23 protein-coding genes are annotated in these 20,438 nt (G+C 40.6%); 18 read left to right on the top strand and 5 right to left on the bottom strand.

Annotated features, from left to right (window positions below; all coding sequences use genetic code 11):
- The first annotated feature begins 23 nt into the window (after window positions 1-23).
- Complete coding sequence (locus tag J7E35_RS19565; RefSeq protein ID WP_251041103.1) at window positions 24-1,004, top strand: FecCD family ABC transporter permease; 981 nt, start codon at window positions 24-26, stop codon at window positions 1,002-1,004.
- On the top strand, window positions 1,001-2,008 hold the full coding sequence (locus tag J7E35_RS19570) for a FecCD family ABC transporter permease (protein WP_214782831.1): 1,008 nt from the start codon (window positions 1,001-1,003) through the stop codon (window positions 2,006-2,008). The genes J7E35_RS19565 and J7E35_RS19570 overlap by 4 nt, the downstream gene beginning before the upstream one ends.
- 159 nt (window positions 2,009-2,167) lie before the next feature.
- Here J7E35_RS19570 and J7E35_RS19575 read toward each other — a convergent pair whose 3' ends face one another.
- Window positions 2,168-2,713 (bottom strand): CBO0543 family protein, encoded by a 546-nt coding sequence (locus J7E35_RS19575; protein ID WP_214782834.1) that lies wholly within the window; start codon window positions 2,711-2,713, stop codon window positions 2,168-2,170.
- 244 nt (window positions 2,714-2,957) lie between these two features.
- Here J7E35_RS19575 and J7E35_RS19580 point away from each other — a divergent pair, with 244 nt between their 5' ends.
- From J7E35_RS19580 to J7E35_RS23595, 9 genes are all read left to right on the top strand, one after another.
- Complete coding sequence (locus J7E35_RS19580) at window positions 2,958-3,977, top strand: STAS domain-containing protein (RefSeq protein WP_214782837.1); 1,020 nt, start codon at window positions 2,958-2,960, stop codon at window positions 3,975-3,977.
- Between the two features lie 139 nt (window positions 3,978-4,116).
- Window positions 4,117-4,542, top strand: a complete 426-nt coding sequence (locus J7E35_RS19585) for a DMT family transporter (RefSeq protein WP_214782840.1) — start codon at window positions 4,117-4,119, stop codon at window positions 4,540-4,542.
- A 26-nt stretch (window positions 4,543-4,568) separates the two neighbouring features.
- A complete protein-coding gene (locus J7E35_RS19590; RefSeq protein ID WP_214782843.1) occupies window positions 4,569-5,267 on the top strand; it encodes a Crp/Fnr family transcriptional regulator in 699 nt (232 codons plus the stop codon).
- Window positions 5,268-5,285: 18 nt separating this feature from the next.
- Entirely contained in the window at window positions 5,286-5,780 is a 495-nt protein-coding gene (locus J7E35_RS19595) for a DMT family transporter (protein WP_214782846.1), read from the top strand.
- 129 nt (window positions 5,781-5,909) lie between these two features.
- Window positions 5,910-6,737 carry an STAS domain-containing protein gene (locus J7E35_RS23785; RefSeq protein WP_214782849.1) on the top strand — a complete coding sequence of 276 codons (828 nt, stop codon included), beginning with the start codon at window positions 5,910-5,912 and terminating at the stop codon, window positions 6,735-6,737.
- Between the two features lie 149 nt (window positions 6,738-6,886).
- Window positions 6,887-7,393, top strand: coding sequence for a hypothetical protein (locus tag J7E35_RS19605; protein WP_214782852.1), 507 nt, complete (start codon window positions 6,887-6,889; stop codon window positions 7,391-7,393).
- 186 nt (window positions 7,394-7,579) lie between these two features.
- Entirely contained in the window at window positions 7,580-8,602 is a 1,023-nt protein-coding gene (locus J7E35_RS19610) for a DUF3231 family protein (RefSeq protein ID WP_214782856.1), read from the top strand.
- 302 nt (window positions 8,603-8,904) lie between these two features.
- Complete coding sequence (locus tag J7E35_RS19615; protein ID WP_214782858.1) at window positions 8,905-9,639, top strand: phosphatase PAP2 family protein; 735 nt, start codon at window positions 8,905-8,907, stop codon at window positions 9,637-9,639.
- Window positions 9,640-9,665: 26 nt separating this feature from the next.
- Window positions 9,666-9,794, top strand: a complete 129-nt coding sequence (locus J7E35_RS23595) for a hypothetical protein (RefSeq protein ID WP_285290819.1) — start codon at window positions 9,666-9,668, stop codon at window positions 9,792-9,794.
- Between the two features lie 736 nt (window positions 9,795-10,530).
- Here the strand turns inward: J7E35_RS23595 and J7E35_RS19620 are convergent.
- From J7E35_RS19620 to J7E35_RS19635, 4 genes are read right to left on the bottom strand one after another with little or no spacing between them, the layout of a single operon-like run.
- Entirely contained in the window at window positions 10,531-10,917 is a 387-nt protein-coding gene (locus J7E35_RS19620) for a hypothetical protein (protein ID WP_214782861.1), read from the bottom strand.
- 4 nt (window positions 10,918-10,921) lie between these two features.
- The gene (locus J7E35_RS19625; protein WP_214782864.1) at window positions 10,922-12,316 is read right to left on the bottom strand and encodes a sensor histidine kinase; all 1,395 of its coding nucleotides are present in this window, start codon (window positions 12,314-12,316) and stop codon (window positions 10,922-10,924) included.
- Window positions 12,313-12,984 (bottom strand): response regulator transcription factor, encoded by a 672-nt coding sequence (locus J7E35_RS19630; RefSeq protein WP_214782867.1) that lies wholly within the window; start codon window positions 12,982-12,984, stop codon window positions 12,313-12,315. The genes J7E35_RS19625 and J7E35_RS19630 overlap by 4 nt, the downstream gene beginning before the upstream one ends.
- Before the next feature lie 50 nt (window positions 12,985-13,034).
- Window positions 13,035-15,155, bottom strand: a complete 2,121-nt coding sequence (locus J7E35_RS19635; RefSeq protein ID WP_214782870.1) for an MMPL family transporter — start codon at window positions 15,153-15,155, stop codon at window positions 13,035-13,037.
- A gap of 390 nt (window positions 15,156-15,545) precedes the next feature.
- Here J7E35_RS19635 and J7E35_RS19640 point away from each other — a divergent pair, with 390 nt between their 5' ends.
- From J7E35_RS19640 to J7E35_RS19670, 7 genes are all read left to right on the top strand, one after another.
- Window positions 15,546-16,157: a group-specific protein gene (locus tag J7E35_RS19640; protein ID WP_214782872.1), complete on the top strand. Its 612-nt coding sequence runs from the start codon at window positions 15,546-15,548 to the stop codon at window positions 16,155-16,157.
- A 76-nt stretch (window positions 16,158-16,233) separates the two neighbouring features.
- Window positions 16,234-16,506 (top strand): hypothetical protein, encoded by a 273-nt coding sequence (locus J7E35_RS19645; protein WP_214782875.1) that lies wholly within the window; start codon window positions 16,234-16,236, stop codon window positions 16,504-16,506.
- 124 nt (window positions 16,507-16,630) lie between these two features.
- Complete coding sequence (locus J7E35_RS19650) at window positions 16,631-17,074, top strand: hypothetical protein (RefSeq protein ID WP_214782878.1); 444 nt, start codon at window positions 16,631-16,633, stop codon at window positions 17,072-17,074.
- Window positions 17,075-17,232: 158 nt separating this feature from the next.
- Window positions 17,233-17,754 carry a hypothetical protein gene (locus J7E35_RS19655; protein WP_214782881.1) on the top strand — a complete coding sequence of 174 codons (522 nt, stop codon included), beginning with the start codon at window positions 17,233-17,235 and terminating at the stop codon, window positions 17,752-17,754.
- Between the two features lie 246 nt (window positions 17,755-18,000).
- A complete protein-coding gene (locus J7E35_RS19660; RefSeq protein WP_214782884.1) occupies window positions 18,001-18,600 on the top strand; it encodes a hypothetical protein in 600 nt (199 codons plus the stop codon).
- A gap of 185 nt (window positions 18,601-18,785) precedes the next feature.
- Window positions 18,786-19,352: a histidine phosphatase family protein gene (locus J7E35_RS19665; protein WP_214782887.1), complete on the top strand. Its 567-nt coding sequence runs from the start codon at window positions 18,786-18,788 to the stop codon at window positions 19,350-19,352.
- 186 nt (window positions 19,353-19,538) lie between these two features.
- Window positions 19,539-20,189 carry an HAD family hydrolase gene (locus J7E35_RS19670; RefSeq protein WP_214783624.1) on the top strand — a complete coding sequence of 217 codons (651 nt, stop codon included), beginning with the start codon at window positions 19,539-19,541 and terminating at the stop codon, window positions 20,187-20,189.
- Window positions 20,190-20,438 lie beyond the last annotated feature (249 nt).

Raw genomic sequence — 20,438 nt, forward strand, 5'->3', positions numbered from 1 at the left:
TAACCCCAAACAGCTCGCTTTCCATGCTCATAAAGTTCGCTGCAGGTGTACTCGTCCTGGCTGCCAGTTTCATGACGGCCATGGTTTTCGGGGCGGCTGACACGACCATCAAAGAGATTTGGCTGGCGCTTACTTCAACTGTTAAAACAGATACCATTACCATGATCAGGGAAATACGCCTGCCGAGGGAAGTTGGCGCCATTTTCGTAGGGGCTGCCCTTTCGGTAGCGGGTGCAATCATGCAGGGCTTGACGAGAAACCCGCTGGCAGATCCGGGTCTGCTTGGACTGACCGCAGGTGCCAATGCTGCACTTGCTTTGATTATGGCGCTCAGTCCTGGAGCCGGTTACCTTGCCATCACTATTGCTTGTTTTATCGGGGCTGCAGTTGGTGTCATTCTTGTTTTTGGGATTGGCGCGTTAAAAAAAGGCGGATTCTCTCCATTACGGATTGTATTGGCCGGAGCTGCGGTGTCAGCCTTTCTGTTTGCGGTAGCAGAAGGAATTGGTCTCTATTTTAAAATTTCAAAGGATGTTTCGATGTGGACTGCCGGAGGCCTGATGGGTACTTCATGGGCACAATTGAAAATTATTATGCCGTTTATCCTCGTCGGAATGCTGGCTGCTTTTTACCTGTCGAGGCAATTGACGATTTTGAGCTTGAGTGAGGAAGTAGCAGTAGGGCTTGGCCAGAAGACCAACTTGATTAAACTGATCTTATTCATCGTAATTATTTTACTGGCAGGGTCAGCTGTAGCGCTAGTCGGCAACATGGCTTTCATCGGTCTTATGGTCCCGCACATCGTCAGGATGATTGTCGGCACAGATTATCGGTTTGTCCTTCCGATGTCTGCTTTATTTGGAGCATCCTTCATGCTTATTGCGGATACATTAGGCCGGACAATCAACGCTCCTTATGAGACGCCGATCTATGCGATCATTTCCATGCTCGGACTGCCGTTCTTCCTGTTCATTGTCCGTAAAGGAGGGAAGAGCTTCACATGATCCATCCATCCATTATTAAGAAACAAAGATTCATAGTTGTGATTCTACTCCTTTTAATTGTGTTAACCATGATTGCGAGTCTTGGCCTTGGTTATTCTTCCGTTTCGTATGACCGGATTTTGCCAACGATATTGGGAAATGGCACTTTTAAAGAAGAGTTTGTCTTGTTTGAGATCAGACTTCCGAGGATTATTGTAACGCTCCTTGCCGGGATGGCCCTGGCAATTTCAGGGGCGATTTTACAAGGATTGACCCGTAATGATCTGGCGGATCCGGGAATCATCGGCATCAATTCCGGAGCAGGCCTGGGAATTGCCGTGTTCTTTCTCTTCTTCCCAATTGATGCTGCTTCGTTTGCCTATATGCTCCCATTGGTCGCGTTCGCTGGTGCTTTGCTGACGGCTGTTCTCATTTATTTGTTTTCTTATAAAAAGGGAATCGGGCTTCAGCCTGTAAGATTGATTCTTGTAGGAATCGGGTTTTCGATGGCTTTGTCAGGAGCTATGATAGTCATTATTTCCGCAGCGGAGAGACAAAAAGTTGATTTCATCGCCCGCTGGCTTGCAGGAAATATCTGGGGAACAGATTGGCCGTTTATATGGGCACTTTTGCCTTGGTTATTAATATTGATCCCATTCACCCTGTTTAAAGCCAATCGCTTGAACCTTTTGAGCTTAAGCGATCCTGTCGCCATCGGAGTAGGGGTATCGATTGAAAAAGAACGGATTGTCCTGCTTTTGACGGCTGTTGCATTGGCCGCCTCAGCTGTGTCGGTAACAGGCGGAATCGCCTTCATCGGGTTGATGGCTCCACACCTTGCCAAAGCAATGATTGGTCCAAGGAACCAATTATTTTTGCCAATAGCGGTATTGATCGGTGGATGGCTGTTGCTGTTCGCAGACACCATCGGCCGCAACCTGCTAGAGCCGGAAGGAATCCCGGCAGGAATCATGACTGCGCTGATAGGAGCACCATATTTTGTGTATTTGTTACTGCGAAAATAGGCAGACAGGCTGTCGGGAAAAAGCCCGGCAGCTTTTGTATTATTTGAAGTATATCTATTGTCAGATCCTATCACTCTTAAAAAATGCTATGGGGATCACAAATAGGAAAACAAAAAACCCACCAAGGATGCACCATGAATGGGTATTGAAAAGTATATACTATGAGACTTCATCGAATTTCTTCCGGGCAGTGAGCCAATGAGCGATAAGGTATATAACAAGATATATTGGAATGGAATAATAAAATCTCCAATTCAGGGGCTTATAAATATCAGTAAATACGAGTAAAGGCTCGCCTATAAACGCTGTTAATAAAGCAAAGGATAATGCTTTTTTAATTGGTGAATATCTCGGTTTAAATTGTATTAGAGACATAATAATAACCGGCATTAAAGCCAAATCATAGGGAATGTATGCGGGAATGAAAGGGAAAACCTCATATCGATAGGACCATAATCCTAGTTGTACACCTATGGCATCAAAGGAAACAGAAATTGTCATCACGAAGAATCCTGCAGTAAGCAATCTATATCGACTCTCTTTTTTATGGTATTTAAACCAGAATAACCAAGTAAGGATTGTAGTTAATAAACCGAACCACCACCGCCAGGTGAAAAGACTTTCATTCATCCAGAGCTCAATAACCTGTTGGACAATTTCGTGAGTTTCTCTTGAGTAATGATCCATTTTTTCTATTGTAGTCAATATTCCCACCCAATTGTGAAAGAATTTAAAGCCTTATCATTATGGGCATATTATCGATATTTATTCCTCGAGTTGTTGTTTAATCGATGGTTTGAAGAAACATAAAACCTTCGTTTCCTTACAGTATGAATAATGATTATTTGGTAAGGTCATTGAAAACAAACGAGTTTAGACCATTAGATTGGAATTCCACATTTATTTCAGATAGAATTAAACTAATTCACAATATTAAGGGAGTCTTATAATGGTCAATTCTAACCATCAGATAAAAGTGAACAAAAATGAGTTTGTCTGGAATTTACAGGAGGGGGAGCTGACATTTGATGGTGCTCCTGCTTTGCTTTTCTGGGATTCAGCCATCGAGCTGTTTTTGAATACGATTGAAGAAATTTCCGGGAATGATGTATCGAAGACCGTATATGAAGTGACCGGGTTCCGGATGGGGCATCTTGTAAGTTCCTATTACGAAGGCAGGACAGACGTGGTTAAGCTGTTGAGTGAATACAGTGATATATATAAAAGTGCTGGCTGGGGAGTCGCTGAGATTCAAGAGTACTCTTATGAAGAGAAACGGGCGGTCGTCAGGATTCGTAACAGCTGGGAACATCGAATTTTCAAGGTGGCTGGTAAAAATAAAGCCGGTGTCCTGCTTCCAAGCCATTGGGCAGGCATTTTCAGCGGGCTCTTCAAGCAGGACATGTGGTATAAAATGGTGAAAAGCCAGCACGAAGGCCATGATTATGATGAAGTGGAGATTTTTCCTTCATCCGTGACCATTTCACAAAACATCCATAAGCTAGCCCGAAAGAAAGAACAGGAAAGCATCATGGAATTGGAGCAGAAAGTAGAAGCACGAACGAAAGAGCTTAACTCTCTCGTTCAGGAGCTCAGCTCTCCAGTCATCCCAGTCTTGAATGGTATTCTGGTCATTCCGCTGATTGGACAATATAACGAAGATCGACTCAGCAGCCTGATGGAAAAAGCCTTGGTGGAACTCAAGAGGCTGAAGGCCAAATACTTATTGATCGACTTAACCGGTATTAAGCATGTCGATCCTTACACAATCCATGGTATTCAAAAGCTGATCCAATCCGTTCGCCTGATTGGAGGCCAATGCTTTATTGTCGGAGTATCCGCGGAGCTGAGCCTCAAAATCCTGGGTTCAAATGTTAATTTAGAGGGGATTCAATCCTTCTCGAATCTGCAGCAGGGCGTGGAATATGCCATCCAGCAGAATGGATATGAATTGGTTAAAAAGAAATAATTTTTCGAGCTGGACCGGGAATTTCCTGGTTCAGCTTTTTTCTGAAATGAAACTTTTTACATATTAGGACATATGTCCTTCCTTAGCTAGCTTGTTCTGTCATTTAATTATTACAAACATAAGGTTTGGGGAGAGAGAGATGAAAGGTTTGATTTTTGCTTTATTAGGGGGAGCTTTTATTACGCTGCAGGGTGTGGCCAATGCGAGAATCAGCCAGGATATTGGTACATGGCAGACGGCTTCGCTTACACAGCTTACCGGATTTTTGACTGCATTCTTTGTCTTGATCTTTGCTGCAAAGGGACAGTGGCAGGGATTAAGGAAAGTGAAGCCTCTTTACTTGATTGGCGGGATGTTTGGTGCAATTGTTGTCTTTGGAAACGTTACGGCGATCCATTACATTGGCGTTACATTAACGGTCTCCGCGATGTTGATTGCCCAGCTGGGGATGACCTTCCTGATTGACCGTAATGGATGGTTCGAGGTAAAGAAGCAAAAAATGAGGATGCCTCAGCTGATTGGTATTATAATGATGGTTTCAGGTGTGGTCATCCTGGGCTGGTAATCGAAAAAAAAGGCAGGGAAAGCTGTATGAAGGAATTACATGCTACGGAAAAGATAGAAGGATATTTGCGGTCTTACAAGGTTGAAACATTATTTACTGACGAAATTATTCGATACTTAACATTATTCGAATTTGAAAAAGGCGAACAGATTTGTTCGCAGGGTGAGCCTGTTGAGTACCTATATATACTGGTAAAGGGGAAAGTGAAGATTTTTACCACTTCAGAAGATGGCAAGACATTAATCCTTTCCTTTAAAACTCCAATAGAAGTCATAGGAGATATTGAATACGTACAGGAAATCGACACGATCAATACGGTGGAAGCTGTTTCTCAGGTCGTCATGATTGGAGTCCGCCAAACTGTGGTGCGAAGATTTTTAAAAGACCACTCACCGTTCCTGCAATTTTTGTTAAAAATCATCACAAGGAAATTCTATATTAAATCCCAGTTCATGCGACATAACATCCTTTACCCGGTTGAAACCCGGTTAGCGAGCTATCTCGTGTCTGTCGCCTATGATGAAAACGAAGCGCTCGTCAACGGGAAGGTCAGTACATCGAACCTGACCGACATTGCTAATTTAATTGGAACAAGCTACAGGCATCTTAATAGAGTCATAAAGGATTTCTGTATAAAGGGCCTTGTGGAGCGGAATAACGGTGCAATTGTAATCAAGGATCTGGAGGGATTAAAGTCCCTGGCTAAGGAAGATCTTTATGAGTAAAAATTTGGAGGACAAACTATGCTAGTAGGCTTACTATTTGCAATAATTGCCGGCACGCTTGTTGGTATACAGAATATTTTTAACAGCAAGGTCAATGAAAAAGCGGGATCGTGGATGACAACCACATTAGTTTTGGGATTGGGTTTCCTGGCATCCTTCATCCTTGGACTGTTCTTTGAAGGCGGCCAAATGTTCAATCTGCAGGAAATGAAAAGATGGTACTGGTTCAGCGGATTGCTCGGAATCGGGGTCGTTGCCGGCATCGTACAAGCTATAAGGTATCTAGGGCCGACTTTTGCGATATCGATTGTGTTGACTTCGCAACTTGGATTCGCAGTATTGTGGGATTCTTTAGGCTGGATGGGATTGGAGAAGGTTCCTTTTACCTGGCAGCAGTTCCTTGGTGTACTTGTTATAACAGCAGGAGTGATCGTCTTTAAATGGAGCGAAGGAAGCAAAGAAAAGGTTAATGTTATCACTTCCAAGCTCGATAAAAAAGCAGAAATCTCTTAATGAAAAACTTTCGCGGCAGCTCGCTAACTGCCGTTTTTTTTGTTGAAGGTAGTTGAAATTATATATAACTATCTAAACGTGGTATAATCTTTAAAAGAAAAAGCGGATTTAATTATAGGAGCTGAATTTGTGAATTCCATCGAAAGATTTTCTAAATACCTCATTGACCATGCAGAAGCGATCAGTAGGGAAATTACAGATTATAACCTGAAAAAGCTTGAAATCAATCTGCCTGAAGAAATTATCCAACAAACAATAAATACAAACATAGCCTTTCTGGAGTTTCTCGGTGAGACATTAAAACTGTCAAAAGAAACAGTGGCTGAGAAATTTATTGATTGGTATGAAGTTAGACAAGCAAATAAGCCTGAATATCAATTCAGCCATGAAGAACTTGCAAGTATCCTTAAGCCATATGCAGAAACACGGCTCCAACTGATCGAAATGATGACGAAAATATCAATCGGAGAGGGGCTTTCAACCGAAGAAGTAGTGTTCGTCAATAACCGGGTAAGCTACTTGCTTGATTTGAGTATTACGGAAACAATGATTGAACGCGAAAAACTCGCGAATGAAGAGAACACTAAGAACCAAAAAATCATCACAAATCTATCATCCCCAATCGTTCCGCTCGCAGAGGACATGGCCATCCTGCCATTGATCGGCGAATTTGATTTCGAACGCAGTGACCATATCTTAACCGATGTAATCCCAAAAATAAGTGGACTCAGAATCAAGAATCTGATCATCGACTTTTCTGGTATCGCCATGATTGATGCAGAAATCGCCGCGCGCATCTTCAATATCAATAAAGTCCTGAGACTGATCGGAATCGAAACGATGCTGACAGGCATTCGACCTGAACTCGCAGTCGATGTCATTAACACAGGAATTGATTTCTCTCAATTAAACACTTATGGAACCGTACAGCAGGCGATTCTGGCGAATAGAGCATAGGAGGAAGGTAGGGGAAAAGAGTACATCTACCGGACTCCTGATGTAAAAAGACCATCTCTCACACATTAGATTTGGTCTTTTTTTTATTTCGGAAAACTTTTATCTAACCGGAACATTTTTACATATTTGTTCGTATTAGGATTATGGAGGTGTTTGATATCAAAATTTCTAGAATCGTGTTGTCACTTCTTTTATCCGGGGTTGTTTTGTTCGTCGCTGGCTGCTCTTCACCTGTTAAGTCAACAACACAAGATCCAAACATCAGTGCTATCAAGACAGTTTTAGAGCATCAGTTCACAGGACCTAATCCAGAATTTATTGAAGGATCGGACAACATAGAAAAACTTGAACAATATTATGAAAAACGCTATAAACCTTATTTTACAGAAGAGAGGTACAATAGCTTCATTGCAACCTTAGCTTACCATTATGTCCATGTCGCTCATAATAACGATAAGCAAATAAAGGTTGATAAAGTAAGTGTTGAAAAGGATGAAGATACTTATAATTTTAAAGTGACCGTATTGTACGGAAAGGAAGACAGCGGTCAGAATTCTGCTGAGGTTACAGGCCGAGCCAAATTCAATGAGGAAGGCAAAATCACTCATATTCAATACTTGAATGATGGTGAATTAACTGAAAAGTTGATGAATTAAACTCAAAGAGAAAGGTGCGCTCTAAACTGAGTTCACCTTTCATTTGAATAAAATATCCATAGAAGTATTATGAACTTTAGAAAACACAGCTCTTATTCTGAACGGTTGGTTATTAATGCAACTTATACATACTATAGGTTATTTATGGGGAAGGTATTTTTAGTATATCTTTTTTGGAGGTTACTTATGGAGGGAAAGGGAAACCAGATCAGGCTAACAGCAGGTGAGATTGCTCAACTTTGGATTCAATACTTGAATGATAGCGCAAGTATATGTATTCTGTCGTATTTTTTAGAAAAAGCTGAGGATGAAGAAATTAAGCCTCTCATTAAATTTGCTTTAGGGTTATCTCAATTACATATTCAAAAAATCACAGCGATTTTAACAGAGGAAAAAAATGTTGTGCCATATGGATATAGTATAAAAGAGGATGTTGACTTGACTGCCCCCAGGCTTTATTCAGACAGTTATGTCCTTAATTTTCTACACCAAATGGCTAAGGTTGGACTTACATCCTATGCTGGCAGTCTATCTACATCTGTAAGAGACGACATCAAAACCTATTATATGGATTGCCTTACCGAAACGATGAATTTATATAAAAAATCAACCGATTTATTATTGTCAAAAGGATTGTTTATCAGGTCTCCCAGTTTGCCTAATTTAGAAAAAGTTGAATTTGTGAAAAAGCAATGGTTTATATTAGATGTGTTTGGCGAGAAAAGGCCATTAATAGCTGCTGAAGTAGATCATTTATATGCTAATCTCCAAAGAAATGCATTGGGGGTGGCAACTCTTACTGGATTTAGTCAGGTTGCGCAAAATAAGGATGTAAAACAATTCTTTTTAAAAGGATTAGAAATTGGCAATAAACATATAAAATTATTTAGAGCTAAGTTAGAGGAAAGTAAACTTCCTGCACCAATGGGCTGGGATTCAGAAATAACAAATAGTACATCGCATACATTTTCTGATAAACTTATGATGTTTTTTACATCTGGTTTGATTTCTTTGAGCGTAGGCTATTACGGTACAGCCACCAGTCAAAGTCCCAGAGGTGATATTGGGGCGATGTATAACAGGTTATCAATGGAAGTTCAGATGTATTCTGAAGATGGAGCTAATATAATGATAAAAAATGGCTGGCTGGAACAGCCTCCAATGGCATCCGATCGAGATGAATTAATAAGGAGAAAAAATCATTTATAGATCGATTCAAAGGCCGTATGTATATATCCATACGGCCTTTCTTTTATGTATCTTCCCCCGATAGCTAGTGAAAAGTTTCCAGCTTCTATATGGACTGATATTAAGATGCTTGGGACCAAAGTATATGGACCCGGGCATTTTTTTGTGCTTTACTTTTCCAAACTGCTTGCAAGGGTCTGTTCAAGGAAGGTACCAATATATCGAACTTACTTCAGACGATAATCGCTGCTGTATTTTGTTTGTCGTAAATACAAGAGGGGAACTTCTATTATGTAGTTTGTAATGGAAGGGGTTCTGGCTATATGATTGCAAACAAAACAAAGGCAAAAAACGTGATCCTTCCGATCCTTTTGGTTGCTGCAGGTTTAGGAACATCGATTGCTTTTCTTTACTTATTTGCCGAGCTGGCGGAAGAATTGCTGGAATCCGAGGTTAAAAAATTCGATGAAAGCATTATTCAATTCCTTTATCATATAGAAAATAATGTGTTAGATATGATCTTGTTTATCTTCACCGAGTTGGGTTCCGTCTGGTTCCTGACCATTTTTTCGATCATGATCATTTCATTCCTATGGTTTAAAAAGAGAGACAAATGGAGCATCCTCTTTTTCATTATCGGCATAGGCGGGGGAGGCCTCCTGACCAAACTTTTGAAATACTATTATAGAAGGGAACGACCTTCAATCGATGAAACCATTGACGCGATCGGCTACAGCTTTCCGAGCGGCCACGCAATGGGGTCTTTAATTTTTTACGGATTTCTGAGTTACTTACTGTTTCGTTCCAGCCTTCGAAAAAGAATCAAGGGGGTCGCGCTGTACATATGTGGTGTGCTGATTATGTTCATCGGGATCAGCAGGATTTATCTGGGAGCCCATTATCCAAGCGACGTCATCGCCGGCTATCTGGCAGGAAGCATCTGGCTCATCCTCTGTATTCTTGCGTTGGAATATGTAAAGTGGAGGAGTACTTCACAAAGAAAACCGATGAAGGCATTTAAGAAGTTTATTGGGAAGCAGTTGAGCAGCAGGGTTTAGGTGACTATTTAGGGAATTGTAGGTAAATGAGCAAGAACTTGTCCGAAGAAGGTGCATCTTCAGACAAGATGGAAGGGCAGAAGCGAAAAGCTGTCAGAAATCGAGGTGACTACGGACAAAATTACGGTATAAACGCAAGATTTTGCCCGAAGTAGTGGCAGGTTCGGACAAAATTGAAGGCAACCAAGCAAAAGTTGTCCGAAGTAAGGGTAAGTTCGGACAAAATTACCGTACCAGGACAGGAAGTTGTCCGAAGAGGGTGCATCTTCAGACAAGATGGAAGGGCAGAAGCGAAAAGCTGTCAGAAACCGAGGTGACTTCGGACAAAATAGCGGTATAAACGTAAGATTTTGTCCGAAGTAGTGGCAGGTTTGGACAAAATTGAAGGCAATCAAGCAACAGTTGTCCGAAGTAAGGGTAAGTTCGGACAAAATTACTGGCCCAGGTCCAGGACAGGAAGTTGTCAGAAGCAAGTGTACGGAAAAAGCAGAAGAGGGTTCGAATCTATTTAATTCTCCTTGTCCCAAATCATACTATAAAATATACGAACATACATTCCACTGATATACTTATCTATGTACAGCAAATGCGGGGTGGGAGCACCCATTCCTCACTTTCTTAGGAAAGGGGGTCCGCTGAAGGTTACGGACGAAGCAATGGACATAATGATTAATTTTGCTACTTTAGTCATTGCCGTCGGCGCATTAGGTACTTCTTCAAATAAAAAAATGATCTACCCTGCAATCCACAATGTTTGAGTAGACCATTTCTTATCCATATTTGGCTGCTGCACGTCAAGCAGCTTGCTATACATTAAGTCTCCGGTAGCAGCCGGATGCTCTGTTACATTAATTGTACAGAATTTCAATCCTAAATCTAAATGGTTTTCTTTTACCTCTCAATAAAGAAGGTAACCACCACAAACAGGATAAACGCAATCAGCAGCAATGATCCGCCTACGATGAATAGGACCATCACCAATGTATCACCGAGGTTGAATGGGTTGATATTGTACATCCACATTCCAATCGTTAGCCCAAGAGAACCGATCATCCCGGTGATAGAATGAATGGCTACTAGTTTTTTAGATTTGATTTGATAGTTTTTGTAAAAAATTCCCCAGGCGAATACGGATAGCCAGCCGACTAACAGGATGTGGGCGTGGATCGGGCGCATGGCATAGTCGCCGGCACCCGCCATATGTGAGCCCATGAATGTTCCGATGAGTCCGAAAATCGCTGCAAATCGTATAAGCCGAATACTCCAAGTTTGTTCCATTTTTTTATTCCTCCGTCTGTTTTTCTTTAGGGAGCTTTATCGTAAAAGTCGTGCCTTTTTGAATCTCGCTCTCCACTTCAATTTTTCCATTGTGTAATTCAATGATATGTTTAACAATCGACAGGCCCAACCCGGTTCCGTCTTTCTTTCGCGCCGCATCGACACGGTAAAAGCGTTCGAAGATTTTTGAAGCTTGCTCCTTGTTCATGCCGATTCCGGTGTCCTTGAAGGTGACCGTGGCAGAATCGTCGTTTCCGAAAATTTGAATAAAAATACTGCCGCCAGTTTGATTGTATTTAATAGCATTCGTAAGCAGGTTGTCCCAGACCGTCATTAAAAGTTCCGGGTCAGCGAGAATCGGGGCCGGGGGAAGAAGATAGGAGATTTCAATCTCCTTTTCCTCTAGCCGCCATTGATGCCTTCTGACCGTATCCTTGATTTGTGTGTCAATCCTTGTGACGCCCAGCTTCATGGGATATGATTTTTGGTCCAGTGAGGTAAGAAGCAGAAGCTGCTTCGTTAAATTGGACAGCCGTTTCGATTCCTGGTCAATGATATCGACATACTCGAGGTGCTCCTCATCGAGCGCCTGGGTTTTTAACAGCTCTGCATATCCCTGGATATTCATCAATGGTGACTGAAAATCATGCGATACATTATTGATGAAGGATTTCCGCGCTTCATCATTATGCTGCAATTGAACCTGCATTCTGCTGAAGCTTTCGGCAAGCTGGCCGATTTCATCGCTTCGGTGGATATTCAATGGGTAGTTAAAGTTTTCCCTGGTGATTTCCCTGGTGGCTTCTGTGAGCTTGGTGATCGGCTGGATCAGGTGTTTGGCAAACCAAATGACACCGCTGATACTGACGATTGAAACCGCGACGAAAAACCAGGCGAAAATAACATGGACGTCGGAAAATAACAATTTGTTATTTGGTCTCAGGTACAAGCCATAGTCCTCCTCTCCAATCGTAAAGGGGACCCCAACGGTATTATCCAGTTGATTGGAAAAATGGCTCATCATCATCCATGGAGAGTTTGAATTGTCCATTCCATGGTAGATTTCCTTATTTTCAACCACATTTACTGCCTCATCTGGCAGGTTCTTTTTCGAAAAAGGTTCTCCAAAGAAGAACTCCTCGCCTGATTCACTTAGCACATAAAGTTGGTACCCCAGTTTGCTGATCGAATCGAGATAAGCCGTAAAACTTAAATGGGATGTTGAGTGCATTTGCTCAAGACTTGATGCGACCTCTTCGGCAACCCTTACGTTCTGTGAGTCAATCCTTTCTCTGGTTGAGGTCATATAGACCCAATTGGCCAGTATGAAGGCGATCACGATACTGATCCCTAGGATGAGAAGGGTTGCGATGATGAATTTCCGGTACAAAGTTTTCATTTCAATTCCTCGAGTCTGTAACCAATTCCACGGATGGTCTGGATTTCAACTGTAGCTTGATGCTTTTTCAGCCGTTCCCGAATCCGGTTGATATGGGTGTTCAGCGTTTGCTCACTGCCCTCATAGTCAGCTCCCCAGGCCTGTTCAATCAATGACGCGCGGGGAGTGGTTTTATTGATCCGTGAGGCGAGGATGCTCAACAGCTCGAACTCCTTCAGAGGAAAAAGAATCGTTTCTTGATTGATTTCCACTTCAAAGCTGTTGCGGTCAATTTTCATATTCCCAGCCTGGATAAGCGAATCGATGACCCTCTGCATCCTCCGGAGGACAACGGCCACTCTGAATAAAAGCTCCTTTACTTCGAACGGTTTAACAATATAGTCCTCGCCGCCCGACAGGAATCCTTCTTCTTTATCGCTTAACTGGCCTTTTGCAGTAAGGAGGATGACAGGAATTTCCCAGTCATCAGTCAGGATTTTTGTCAGCTCGAACCCGTTCATCCCTGGCATCATCACATCAACAATCGCCAGGTCCACATTTTGTTTTTCAAGCAGGGATAAAGCTTCCTCAGCATCATTGGCTTTGAAAACCTGATATCCTTCCTGGGTTAAATGGATGGTCACGAGTCTTTGGATATTCAGATCATCATCGACAACCAAAATTCTCATTTTTTCAAGCCTCCTAAAAAGGGAATAAGAGAGGAGGCCCTCTCCATTCCTTAATGAATCTCCGGACTGTTTTGCTTGTCTTTTTCAAAGAAAAGAATCAAGGCCGGCAGCAGCATGCCGCGGACAAGGAAGGTGTCGATCAGGATCCCGATCGCTACCATGAATCCGAAAATGAACAGGTCGGCGATTGGCATCGTCGTCAGGGCTGCAAATGTTGCCGCCAAAATGATCCCTGCGGATGAAATAACACCGCCTGTATTTCGAATCGCGATTTCCAGTGCTTCCTTCACTTTATGGTTTTGACATTCCTCAATAAAGCGGGACGCTAAAATTATATTATAATCGATTCCGAGTGCGACGAGGAAAATGAATGCATAGACCGGCACACGGGTGCTGATGGCATCATACCCAAACAGCACGTCGATCAGGAATATTCCGAGACCTAAAGCGGATACGTAGGAAAGCAGGATTGTTCCCATCATATAGATTGGCATCTTCAAGCGTCGAGTCAGAACAACGAGCAATCCAAGAATAAGGGCCGTTTCCAGCAGTACGATTTTGATAATGTCGCCATTATTGTATTCACGCTCATCTACCAGCTTAGGTGTGACTCCGCTATAGTAAGCCTCAGCATCCAAACCTAAATCGTCAAGAATTTCTGGTGTTTTTTCCTGCAAATCCTCTATATAATCCATCGCCTCTACCGAGTATGGATTCATGGCGAGGGCGATGCTGAACTTGGCAGCTTCATTGTTTTCCGTTATTCCCGAAAAGCGGACAGATGCGATTTCCTCATCATCCTTCAGCTTCTCGGTGATTTCGATAGCATCTTCTTCAGTTAACGAGTTATCAGCTACTATCAAAAGTGTAGTAGGAGCTAGCTCACCTTTGTCATATCTCCGTTCCACTATTTCATAGCCAACTCGTGAAGGCAAATCTTCTGGGAAGCTTTTCACCATATCGAATTCATATTCCAGATTGAATACGTTCAGAGCTGAAACAAACAGGAAAATCGCGACCAGACCGCCGGAAAGCCCGGGTTTGTTGACAACGAATCTGGCAATCGGTCCCCAAACACCATGCTTGACCTCTGTTTCAACACCATACTTAGGCACCTTCGGCCAGAAAGCCTTTCGTCCGAATAAAGTGAATAATGCAGGCACAAGTGTCACCGAAGCGAGCATGATGAAGAACATAGCTGTTCCGAAAATCGGGGCAAAGTTTTGATAATCGCGGAAATCTGCAAACAGCAGCACAAGCATCGCTGCCAATACCGTTCCTCCTGCAAAAAAGACCGGTTCACCTGTCGCACGCATTGCATGCTTCATGGCATCAAATTTATTCTCATAATGGTTCAGTTCTTCGCGGAAACGTGAGAATACAAATAAAGAATAATCAATAACGGCCGCGAAAAGCAGGATACTCATAATTGAGGTTGTCTGGTTATTGATTTCCAGTCCGCCTGCCCCCAAAAGCGCCACACTCTGGTTCACGACCTGATAGACAATGGCCGTCGCCAATAATGGAATGATCGCCAACAATGGCGAGCGATAGATCACAATCAGCAGGACAAGGATGATGCCGACCGTTGCTAGTAACAGCACGAAATCTGCCCGCTCAAAAAGCTTAATTGTATCACCAGAAATCCCGGCAGGACCTGTTATATAGAAAGCTGTACTTTCTAGCTTGTCAGCAATACCTGTGCCAATTTCAGTTGCTTTATCATTGATTTCAGCATACTCATCATTGCCTAACCCTTGTTCAAGTTCCATCGGGACAATCATCGTTGTTTGGTCCTCGGAGATAAACCCACTTAGCGCCTGCGGCGGAAGGGAACGTGTGTCTACGATGTTTCTTATTCCTTCGATATTTTCTGAAATGATTCCATCAAGAATTTGATTCACTTCATCAAGATTAATGTCCCCGTTCTCGTTATGGAAAACGAGAATACCTGGAGTTCCCTGTTCCTTCGGGAAAAATTCCTCCGTTTTTTGCTGCGCGATGATGGACTTTGCTTCATCCGGCAGTGATTGAAAGTTGTTTATTTTGTAATTGCTAAGTTGCGGGCCTGCGCTTAAGCCAAGCATCAGCACCAGCCAGGCAATAATGGTAATCCACATCCCGCGTTTCGTTGAAACCCAGTCCGTGATGGAAAAAAGCATTTTCTTCATGAATATGGCCCCCTATGTTCTTTACTGAAATGAGTCGAACTTCAGCACTCTTTCCTGAGAAATCAAAATTACAGAATGAGCCCTGAACAATGAACATCATAACCGATGAAAATAAACACAACCTCAACTTTCAGTTACAAATTACGGGGTTAGGAAAATAAAGGAATCTATCTGCCTGGAATAGAATGAATAAGGAGGGACGTAAACAGGAGCGAGGGCCAATCGTTTATAGCAAAAATACGGTTTGGATGTTTGGAAGTTCAGGAGAAGATATGTTTTTAGAAAACTAATCTCCTCTTTTGTTGGAGCACCTATGATGATCATGTCTAAAACAGGTGGCAGCGCTCTCTAAAAACTATAGTGCATTTCAAAGATTTGGAGGGAAATGGAATGATGCACGATACTAAAAATGAATTACCTACTGGATTCGAGATGGAAATAAATGCACCCTATTCATTAAATTACTTAATAATGATCCAAAACATTTATCTAAACAGCAAAAATACAGAAGGAGAAAGACTGTTATTTCCTTATGTGAATAGTTCAACGTGGGGACTTTTAGAGGGAGAATTCGAAGAAACTTTTACTGAAGTCTGGAAGGTAGCTGTCGATAAGAATTCCCAGGATCATATGTATGATCACAATGGAGTATTTCATCTGGACAATGAATTATATCAAAAGTTGTTTTATAAAAATGAAGCAGGTGCATTCGGATACTCAGAAAGTGTGAAGTTCTTTTTAGCCTGGTGGAGCGAGATTCATGGAAAGATCGCCATTGAAGGCGTGTTTGATCATGACAGAATGGATAAGGTTTATAGGGAGTTATCTGAATCTATAAAGATCAATAAACGATTAAGAATTCATTTGAGCTATGATAACCCCGTCTTAACTGGAAGAAGTGAACGTTCGTGGTATGCAGTGGTGCCTATAGAGGATGTTTTTATACATAAAAGACGACCAGAGTTACTATCAAATCTATTAAATAGTTGTAAAAGTATATGATTGCTTAAGCAGGACTTAACTTTATAAGTTGATGATTTATATGGCAAAGTACCAAGTGATGATAAGGAGTGGGGTAATGAATACGGTTAGACGCTGGATCATCGCAGTTATTCTATTTTTATTTGCAGCATTATTATTTAACAAAGGGTTAGATTTAAGGTCTCTTGGAACAAATGTTGATGGCGATGGCATTGGAGTATATTTTTTTGCCATTGAGATAAATGACAGAGTACCGGAGGAAAGAATCCCATCTTATGCAAGTGGATTTTTTATATCGAGCTTTCTTGTCTTTATTATTTCTAGTTTATTCGTATGGATGAATTTGAATTCAGGAAATAAACAACGGTGAAGTGATTCCTTTTCCTGACAAGGGAGTTAATTTTTAATCAATTTAGAGAAAAAAGCGTTAACCTTTTTGATTAAAATGAAACGTTTACTTAAATAAAACGTAGTTAATTAAAGGGGGAAAGTTCATGAAAAGGATAGTATATATGTTATTTTTATTAGTTCCATTTATTATAATGGGTTGCAGTCAAAATGACGAAAAGTTTGATCATACGGCACTTAAAAAAGAATTAAAAGAAGAAGGGATCGCCCCAAAGCTTCCGACGAAATTTCCAGTGACCATAGTAAGTTACGAACGAGTTTCCCCTCCTCACGAAACAAATATTAACGAGGTGATCTTCAAAGGGGAAGAGGGAGGAATGCAGTTTTCATTGACTATTCAACCACCGCCAGTGGAATACCATTTCGAGGGATACGAAGTGACCGTTAACGGTAACGACGGTTTCTTTATAGAAGGACCTGGAGCTTCGATTCATTGGACGGATGGCGATTATCATTACATCTTGACATCCTATTCAGAAGAAAACGGAACCAAGGAAATAATGGTTGAAACAGCCGAGTCCTTTCGATAAAAAAAGCATCCTTGGTCAATAACCTGGTGCTGAGATGATTAACGGCCTTTCTTTTTGAACTCCTTATTGAAAAAAATGCCGTAAAGCTTTATTTGGGAAGAGACAGTAACTTTAAATTTTAAATGCAAGAAACCTTATAAACACTGAAGGGGGAAACGATGAGAAGAATACAATTTGGTATTGCACTTATTGTAATAATAGTGGCGTCCGCTTTTTTATATTTAGAGAATAGTAAAAAGAATAATTCTTTTTCAACACCGGAAGAAGCATTAAGTAATGTTAAAAATCCCACAATTGATGTTTTGGAAATCATTGATACAAAGCTCTACGATCGTGTTGCGTATGTTTTTTACTATTCAGAAGCAGGTGAAACGCCTAAGAACTACTTAGCCGCAGCAAAGATAAAAGAGAATAAACAGGGCTGGCGTTTTGATGAAATAATTGGTGTTGGAAATATTGATCAAAGTAATGCGGGAATGGTCTCAGGCAAGGATGATTACATAGTCGGATTTGCCACAAAAGAAGTAGATAAAGTGCATTTTGGAAGTCTTGAGGCTAAATTGATCACGATGGATAAGAAAGATATGAAAGCATTTTTATTTCACGGTGTAGAACCTGATTTAATGAGTCAAGCTGATTTCAAATATTTTGATAAAGAGGGCAACGAATTACCTTATTAAGAAATAACGGGAGAGTTTTTCCAGGAGGATAAACGCTCTTTTTATAAAATTCTGCGATCTGTATCATCTAATTTGGCTGGCAGAGAGTTAAAATCTATCCTTACTTATTGAATATACGGGTCCTCCCTTTAAAAATTGCTGTCGAAAGCGATCTGGTTCATCTTGCTCTTTTTAATTGGAAAATGGTAGTCAATCTTGTAATTGTGCTATAAACATATTAAATAACTTCAAAGGGGCCTATAAAAGGTGATTTCGATAAAAGATGGAAAAATTACCGTAAGCAAACGAAATGCTTTACTAATGTTATTTGTCATACTGCTTCTTTATTTTGCATGGAATTACCAGGATATTAGATTATGGTTTCATTCAGTGACTTTAGAAGGTGAGAAATATACAAGTGTACAACAGATAAGTGATGATTTGAATTTCGTTTATCAAGGTAAATATAAGATAGATGATGTTGGAGAATGGACCATTGATAAAGACTTCATTAATGATTTATTAGAAGATGATCGAAGAACGCTGCTAAGATTTTCTCACTCAAGCGGGAATAAACTATTGCAAATTAGTTTTACAGATGTCCATACCATAAGTGGTATTAATTTGAGTTATAAGGAAGTATTAACCCGCGAAGCTGTTAGCATATTGTATTTTCTATCCCAGAGAGAATTGATGGAAGATATAAAAGCAGTGCAATTTTTCTATCATCCAAACTTTGGCCCTTTAGCTATGGTGGGGGGCGAGAACATTATTATTCCGTTGGATGAGTTTGAGAAAGAGTTGCAAGAAAATAAAGGAAATTCTATTGAGGAAAGCTTAACGAAAATACAATTGAGTTTTTACTAATTAATCTAAGAGTACCATGCTGGACAAACGGGAAGGATTTCAGTAATTCAGCAATAGTCGTGAAAAAGTGCACTTAAACATAACGTGCGTTGATTCAGAAAGAATTAACCGCCTTTTTTTTGATTTCATTGAGCTAATCCAGCAGGATTGTTGAAAAAAAGGAACTTGTTGGGGGAGTTAATATTATGAGTACCTTTGTTTATATGGTGAGACATGGTGAATCGCCAACAGAAGGAAATGAAAGAACAAGAGGGTTAACCGAACAAGGGTATTTAGATACTCAGAGAGTAACTGACATATTGAAAAATGAAGAAATTGATGTAGTTGTTTCAAGTCCATACATACGCTCAATTTTAACTGTTGAAAGTTTAGCTCAACAAATAGGAAAAGAAGTTTTAGTGTTTGAAGATTTAAAAGAGAGGGAATTTTCTTCCGATGGCAATCGTCTTTCTGATAAAGAATTGGTACCGCTTTTGGAAAAGTCATTTTCTGAATCAAATTTCTCTTTAGAGGGAGGAGAATCAAATGCCGATTGTCAAAAAAGAGCTATCAAAGTCTTAACAGAACTTTTAGAAACTTATAGAGATAAGAAAATACTGATAGGTACTCACGGAGCTGTTATGACCTTGATGATGGGATATTTCGATACCGCTTATGACTTAAACTTTTTACATTGCACATCAAAGCCTGATATATATAGAATGGAATTCAATGAAAAGGAATTAGTGAAGGTTCAAAGACTATGGGTTTAAATAATGGTGTTAACCAATAAAAATTACTTTTCATTCTAAAGCTAACGGGTTTAGTTGATCCAGGAAGGATTACCCGCCTTTTTTTTGAACTCCTTATTGAAACATACAGTCCAGCAATGCTTAAGAAGGAAAATTATTACATAGTGTAGAAAAGGTAATGTATCGGAAAAGAAAGAGGATGTGATTATTATTAAAGCAGTAATTTTTGACTTTGATGGTACGCTTGCTGATACGTTACCGGTGTGTTTCCTGGCATTTGAATCTGTCTTTAAGAAATTTGATAATCGAGAGGTTACATCGGAGGAAATTAAGGCAATGTTCGGACCGTCAGAGACTGGCATTATCCGCGAAAACCTTAAGAATAATAATTATGATGAGGCCATTGAGTTGTATTATGAAATTTATAGCGAACGACATAAAAATGTTGTTCAGAATAATGAGGATATTAACACTTTACTTAGACTGCTAAGAACAAACGGGTATAAACTTGGGATAGTGACCGGAAAAGCAAGAAGAAGTCTCGATATATCCTTAGAGTATCTTGGGTTACATAACTTTTTTGATGTAATCATTACGGGCGATGACGTAGAATTTCCAAAACCTCACCCAGAAGGAATCTATAAGGCATTGGAAAATCTAGGCGTTTTACCAAGTGAGGCTGTTTTCCTGGGAGATAGCGACGCTGATATTATGGCTGGTAAAAAAGCGAATGTACTTACAGTGGGAGTACATTGGCTGCCAAATTATCAGACAATCGATTTCAATGTCCAACCAGATAAAGTTTATAGGAGTATCAATGATTTCATATCTTCCTTTTCAGTAAAAAAGGTAAAGTGAGTTTAAAGTTTGACTAGCTGCCAAATCAGGCGGCTTTTTTCGTATTTGCACGAAAGGTGCAGTCAAGTTGAAGAAGGATTTCCCATTATCCACAGCGTAATTGATTAGTATATGCAAGAACCTGAATCGTTGCAAAGCAATTAGCACTATTTATATTTAAGCCGGTTAACAGCATTACTTTCAGATCCTAGATTATGTAACTCTGTCCAAACAAATTACATAGCAAAGTAGAGAGGAAATGGGTTGTTT

It is taken from the genome of Bacillus sp. ISL-45 (genome assembly GCF_018613195.1).
Lineage (GTDB): Bacteria > Bacillota > Bacilli > Bacillales > Cytobacillaceae > Mesobacillus.

Bases quoted from the DNA above. Each gene is read 5' to 3' on its own strand.
- J7E35_RS19565 (WP_251041103.1), top strand. From the start codon at position 24: ATGCTCATAAAGTTCGCTGCAGGTGTACTCGTCCTGGCTGCCAGTTTC.
- J7E35_RS19570 (WP_214782831.1), top strand. From the start codon at position 1,001: ATGATCCATCCATCCATTATTAAGAAACAAAGATTCATAGTTGTGATT.
- J7E35_RS19580 (WP_214782837.1), top strand. From the start codon at position 2,958: ATGGTCAATTCTAACCATCAGATAAAAGTGAACAAAAATGAGTTTGTC.
- J7E35_RS19585 (WP_214782840.1), top strand. From the start codon at position 4,117: ATGAAAGGTTTGATTTTTGCTTTATTAGGGGGAGCTTTTATTACGCTG.
- J7E35_RS19590 (WP_214782843.1), top strand. From the start codon at position 4,569: ATGAAGGAATTACATGCTACGGAAAAGATAGAAGGATATTTGCGGTCT.
- J7E35_RS19595 (WP_214782846.1), top strand. From the start codon at position 5,286: ATGCTAGTAGGCTTACTATTTGCAATAATTGCCGGCACGCTTGTTGGT.
- J7E35_RS19610 (WP_214782856.1), top strand. From the start codon at position 7,580: ATGGAGGGAAAGGGAAACCAGATCAGGCTAACAGCAGGTGAGATTGCT.
- J7E35_RS19615 (WP_214782858.1), top strand. From the start codon at position 8,905: ATGATTGCAAACAAAACAAAGGCAAAAAACGTGATCCTTCCGATCCTT.
- J7E35_RS23595 (WP_285290819.1), top strand. From the start codon at position 9,666: ATGAGCAAGAACTTGTCCGAAGAAGGTGCATCTTCAGACAAGATGGAA.
- J7E35_RS19620 (WP_214782861.1), bottom strand. From the start codon at position 10,917: ATGGAACAAACTTGGAGTATTCGGCTTATACGATTTGCAGCGATTTTC.
- J7E35_RS19625 (WP_214782864.1), bottom strand. From the start codon at position 12,316: ATGAAAACTTTGTACCGGAAATTCATCATCGCAACCCTTCTCATCCTA.
- J7E35_RS19630 (WP_214782867.1), bottom strand. From the start codon at position 12,984: ATGAGAATTTTGGTTGTCGATGATGATCTGAATATCCAAAGACTCGTG.
- J7E35_RS19635 (WP_214782870.1), bottom strand. From the start codon at position 15,155: ATGAAGAAAATGCTTTTTTCCATCACGGACTGGGTTTCAACGAAACGC.
- J7E35_RS19640 (WP_214782872.1), top strand. From the start codon at position 15,546: ATGATGCACGATACTAAAAATGAATTACCTACTGGATTCGAGATGGAA.
- J7E35_RS19645 (WP_214782875.1), top strand. From the start codon at position 16,234: ATGAATACGGTTAGACGCTGGATCATCGCAGTTATTCTATTTTTATTT.
- J7E35_RS19650 (WP_214782878.1), top strand. From the start codon at position 16,631: ATGAAAAGGATAGTATATATGTTATTTTTATTAGTTCCATTTATTATA.
- J7E35_RS19655 (WP_214782881.1), top strand. From the start codon at position 17,233: ATGAGAAGAATACAATTTGGTATTGCACTTATTGTAATAATAGTGGCG.
- J7E35_RS19665 (WP_214782887.1), top strand. From the start codon at position 18,786: ATGAGTACCTTTGTTTATATGGTGAGACATGGTGAATCGCCAACAGAA.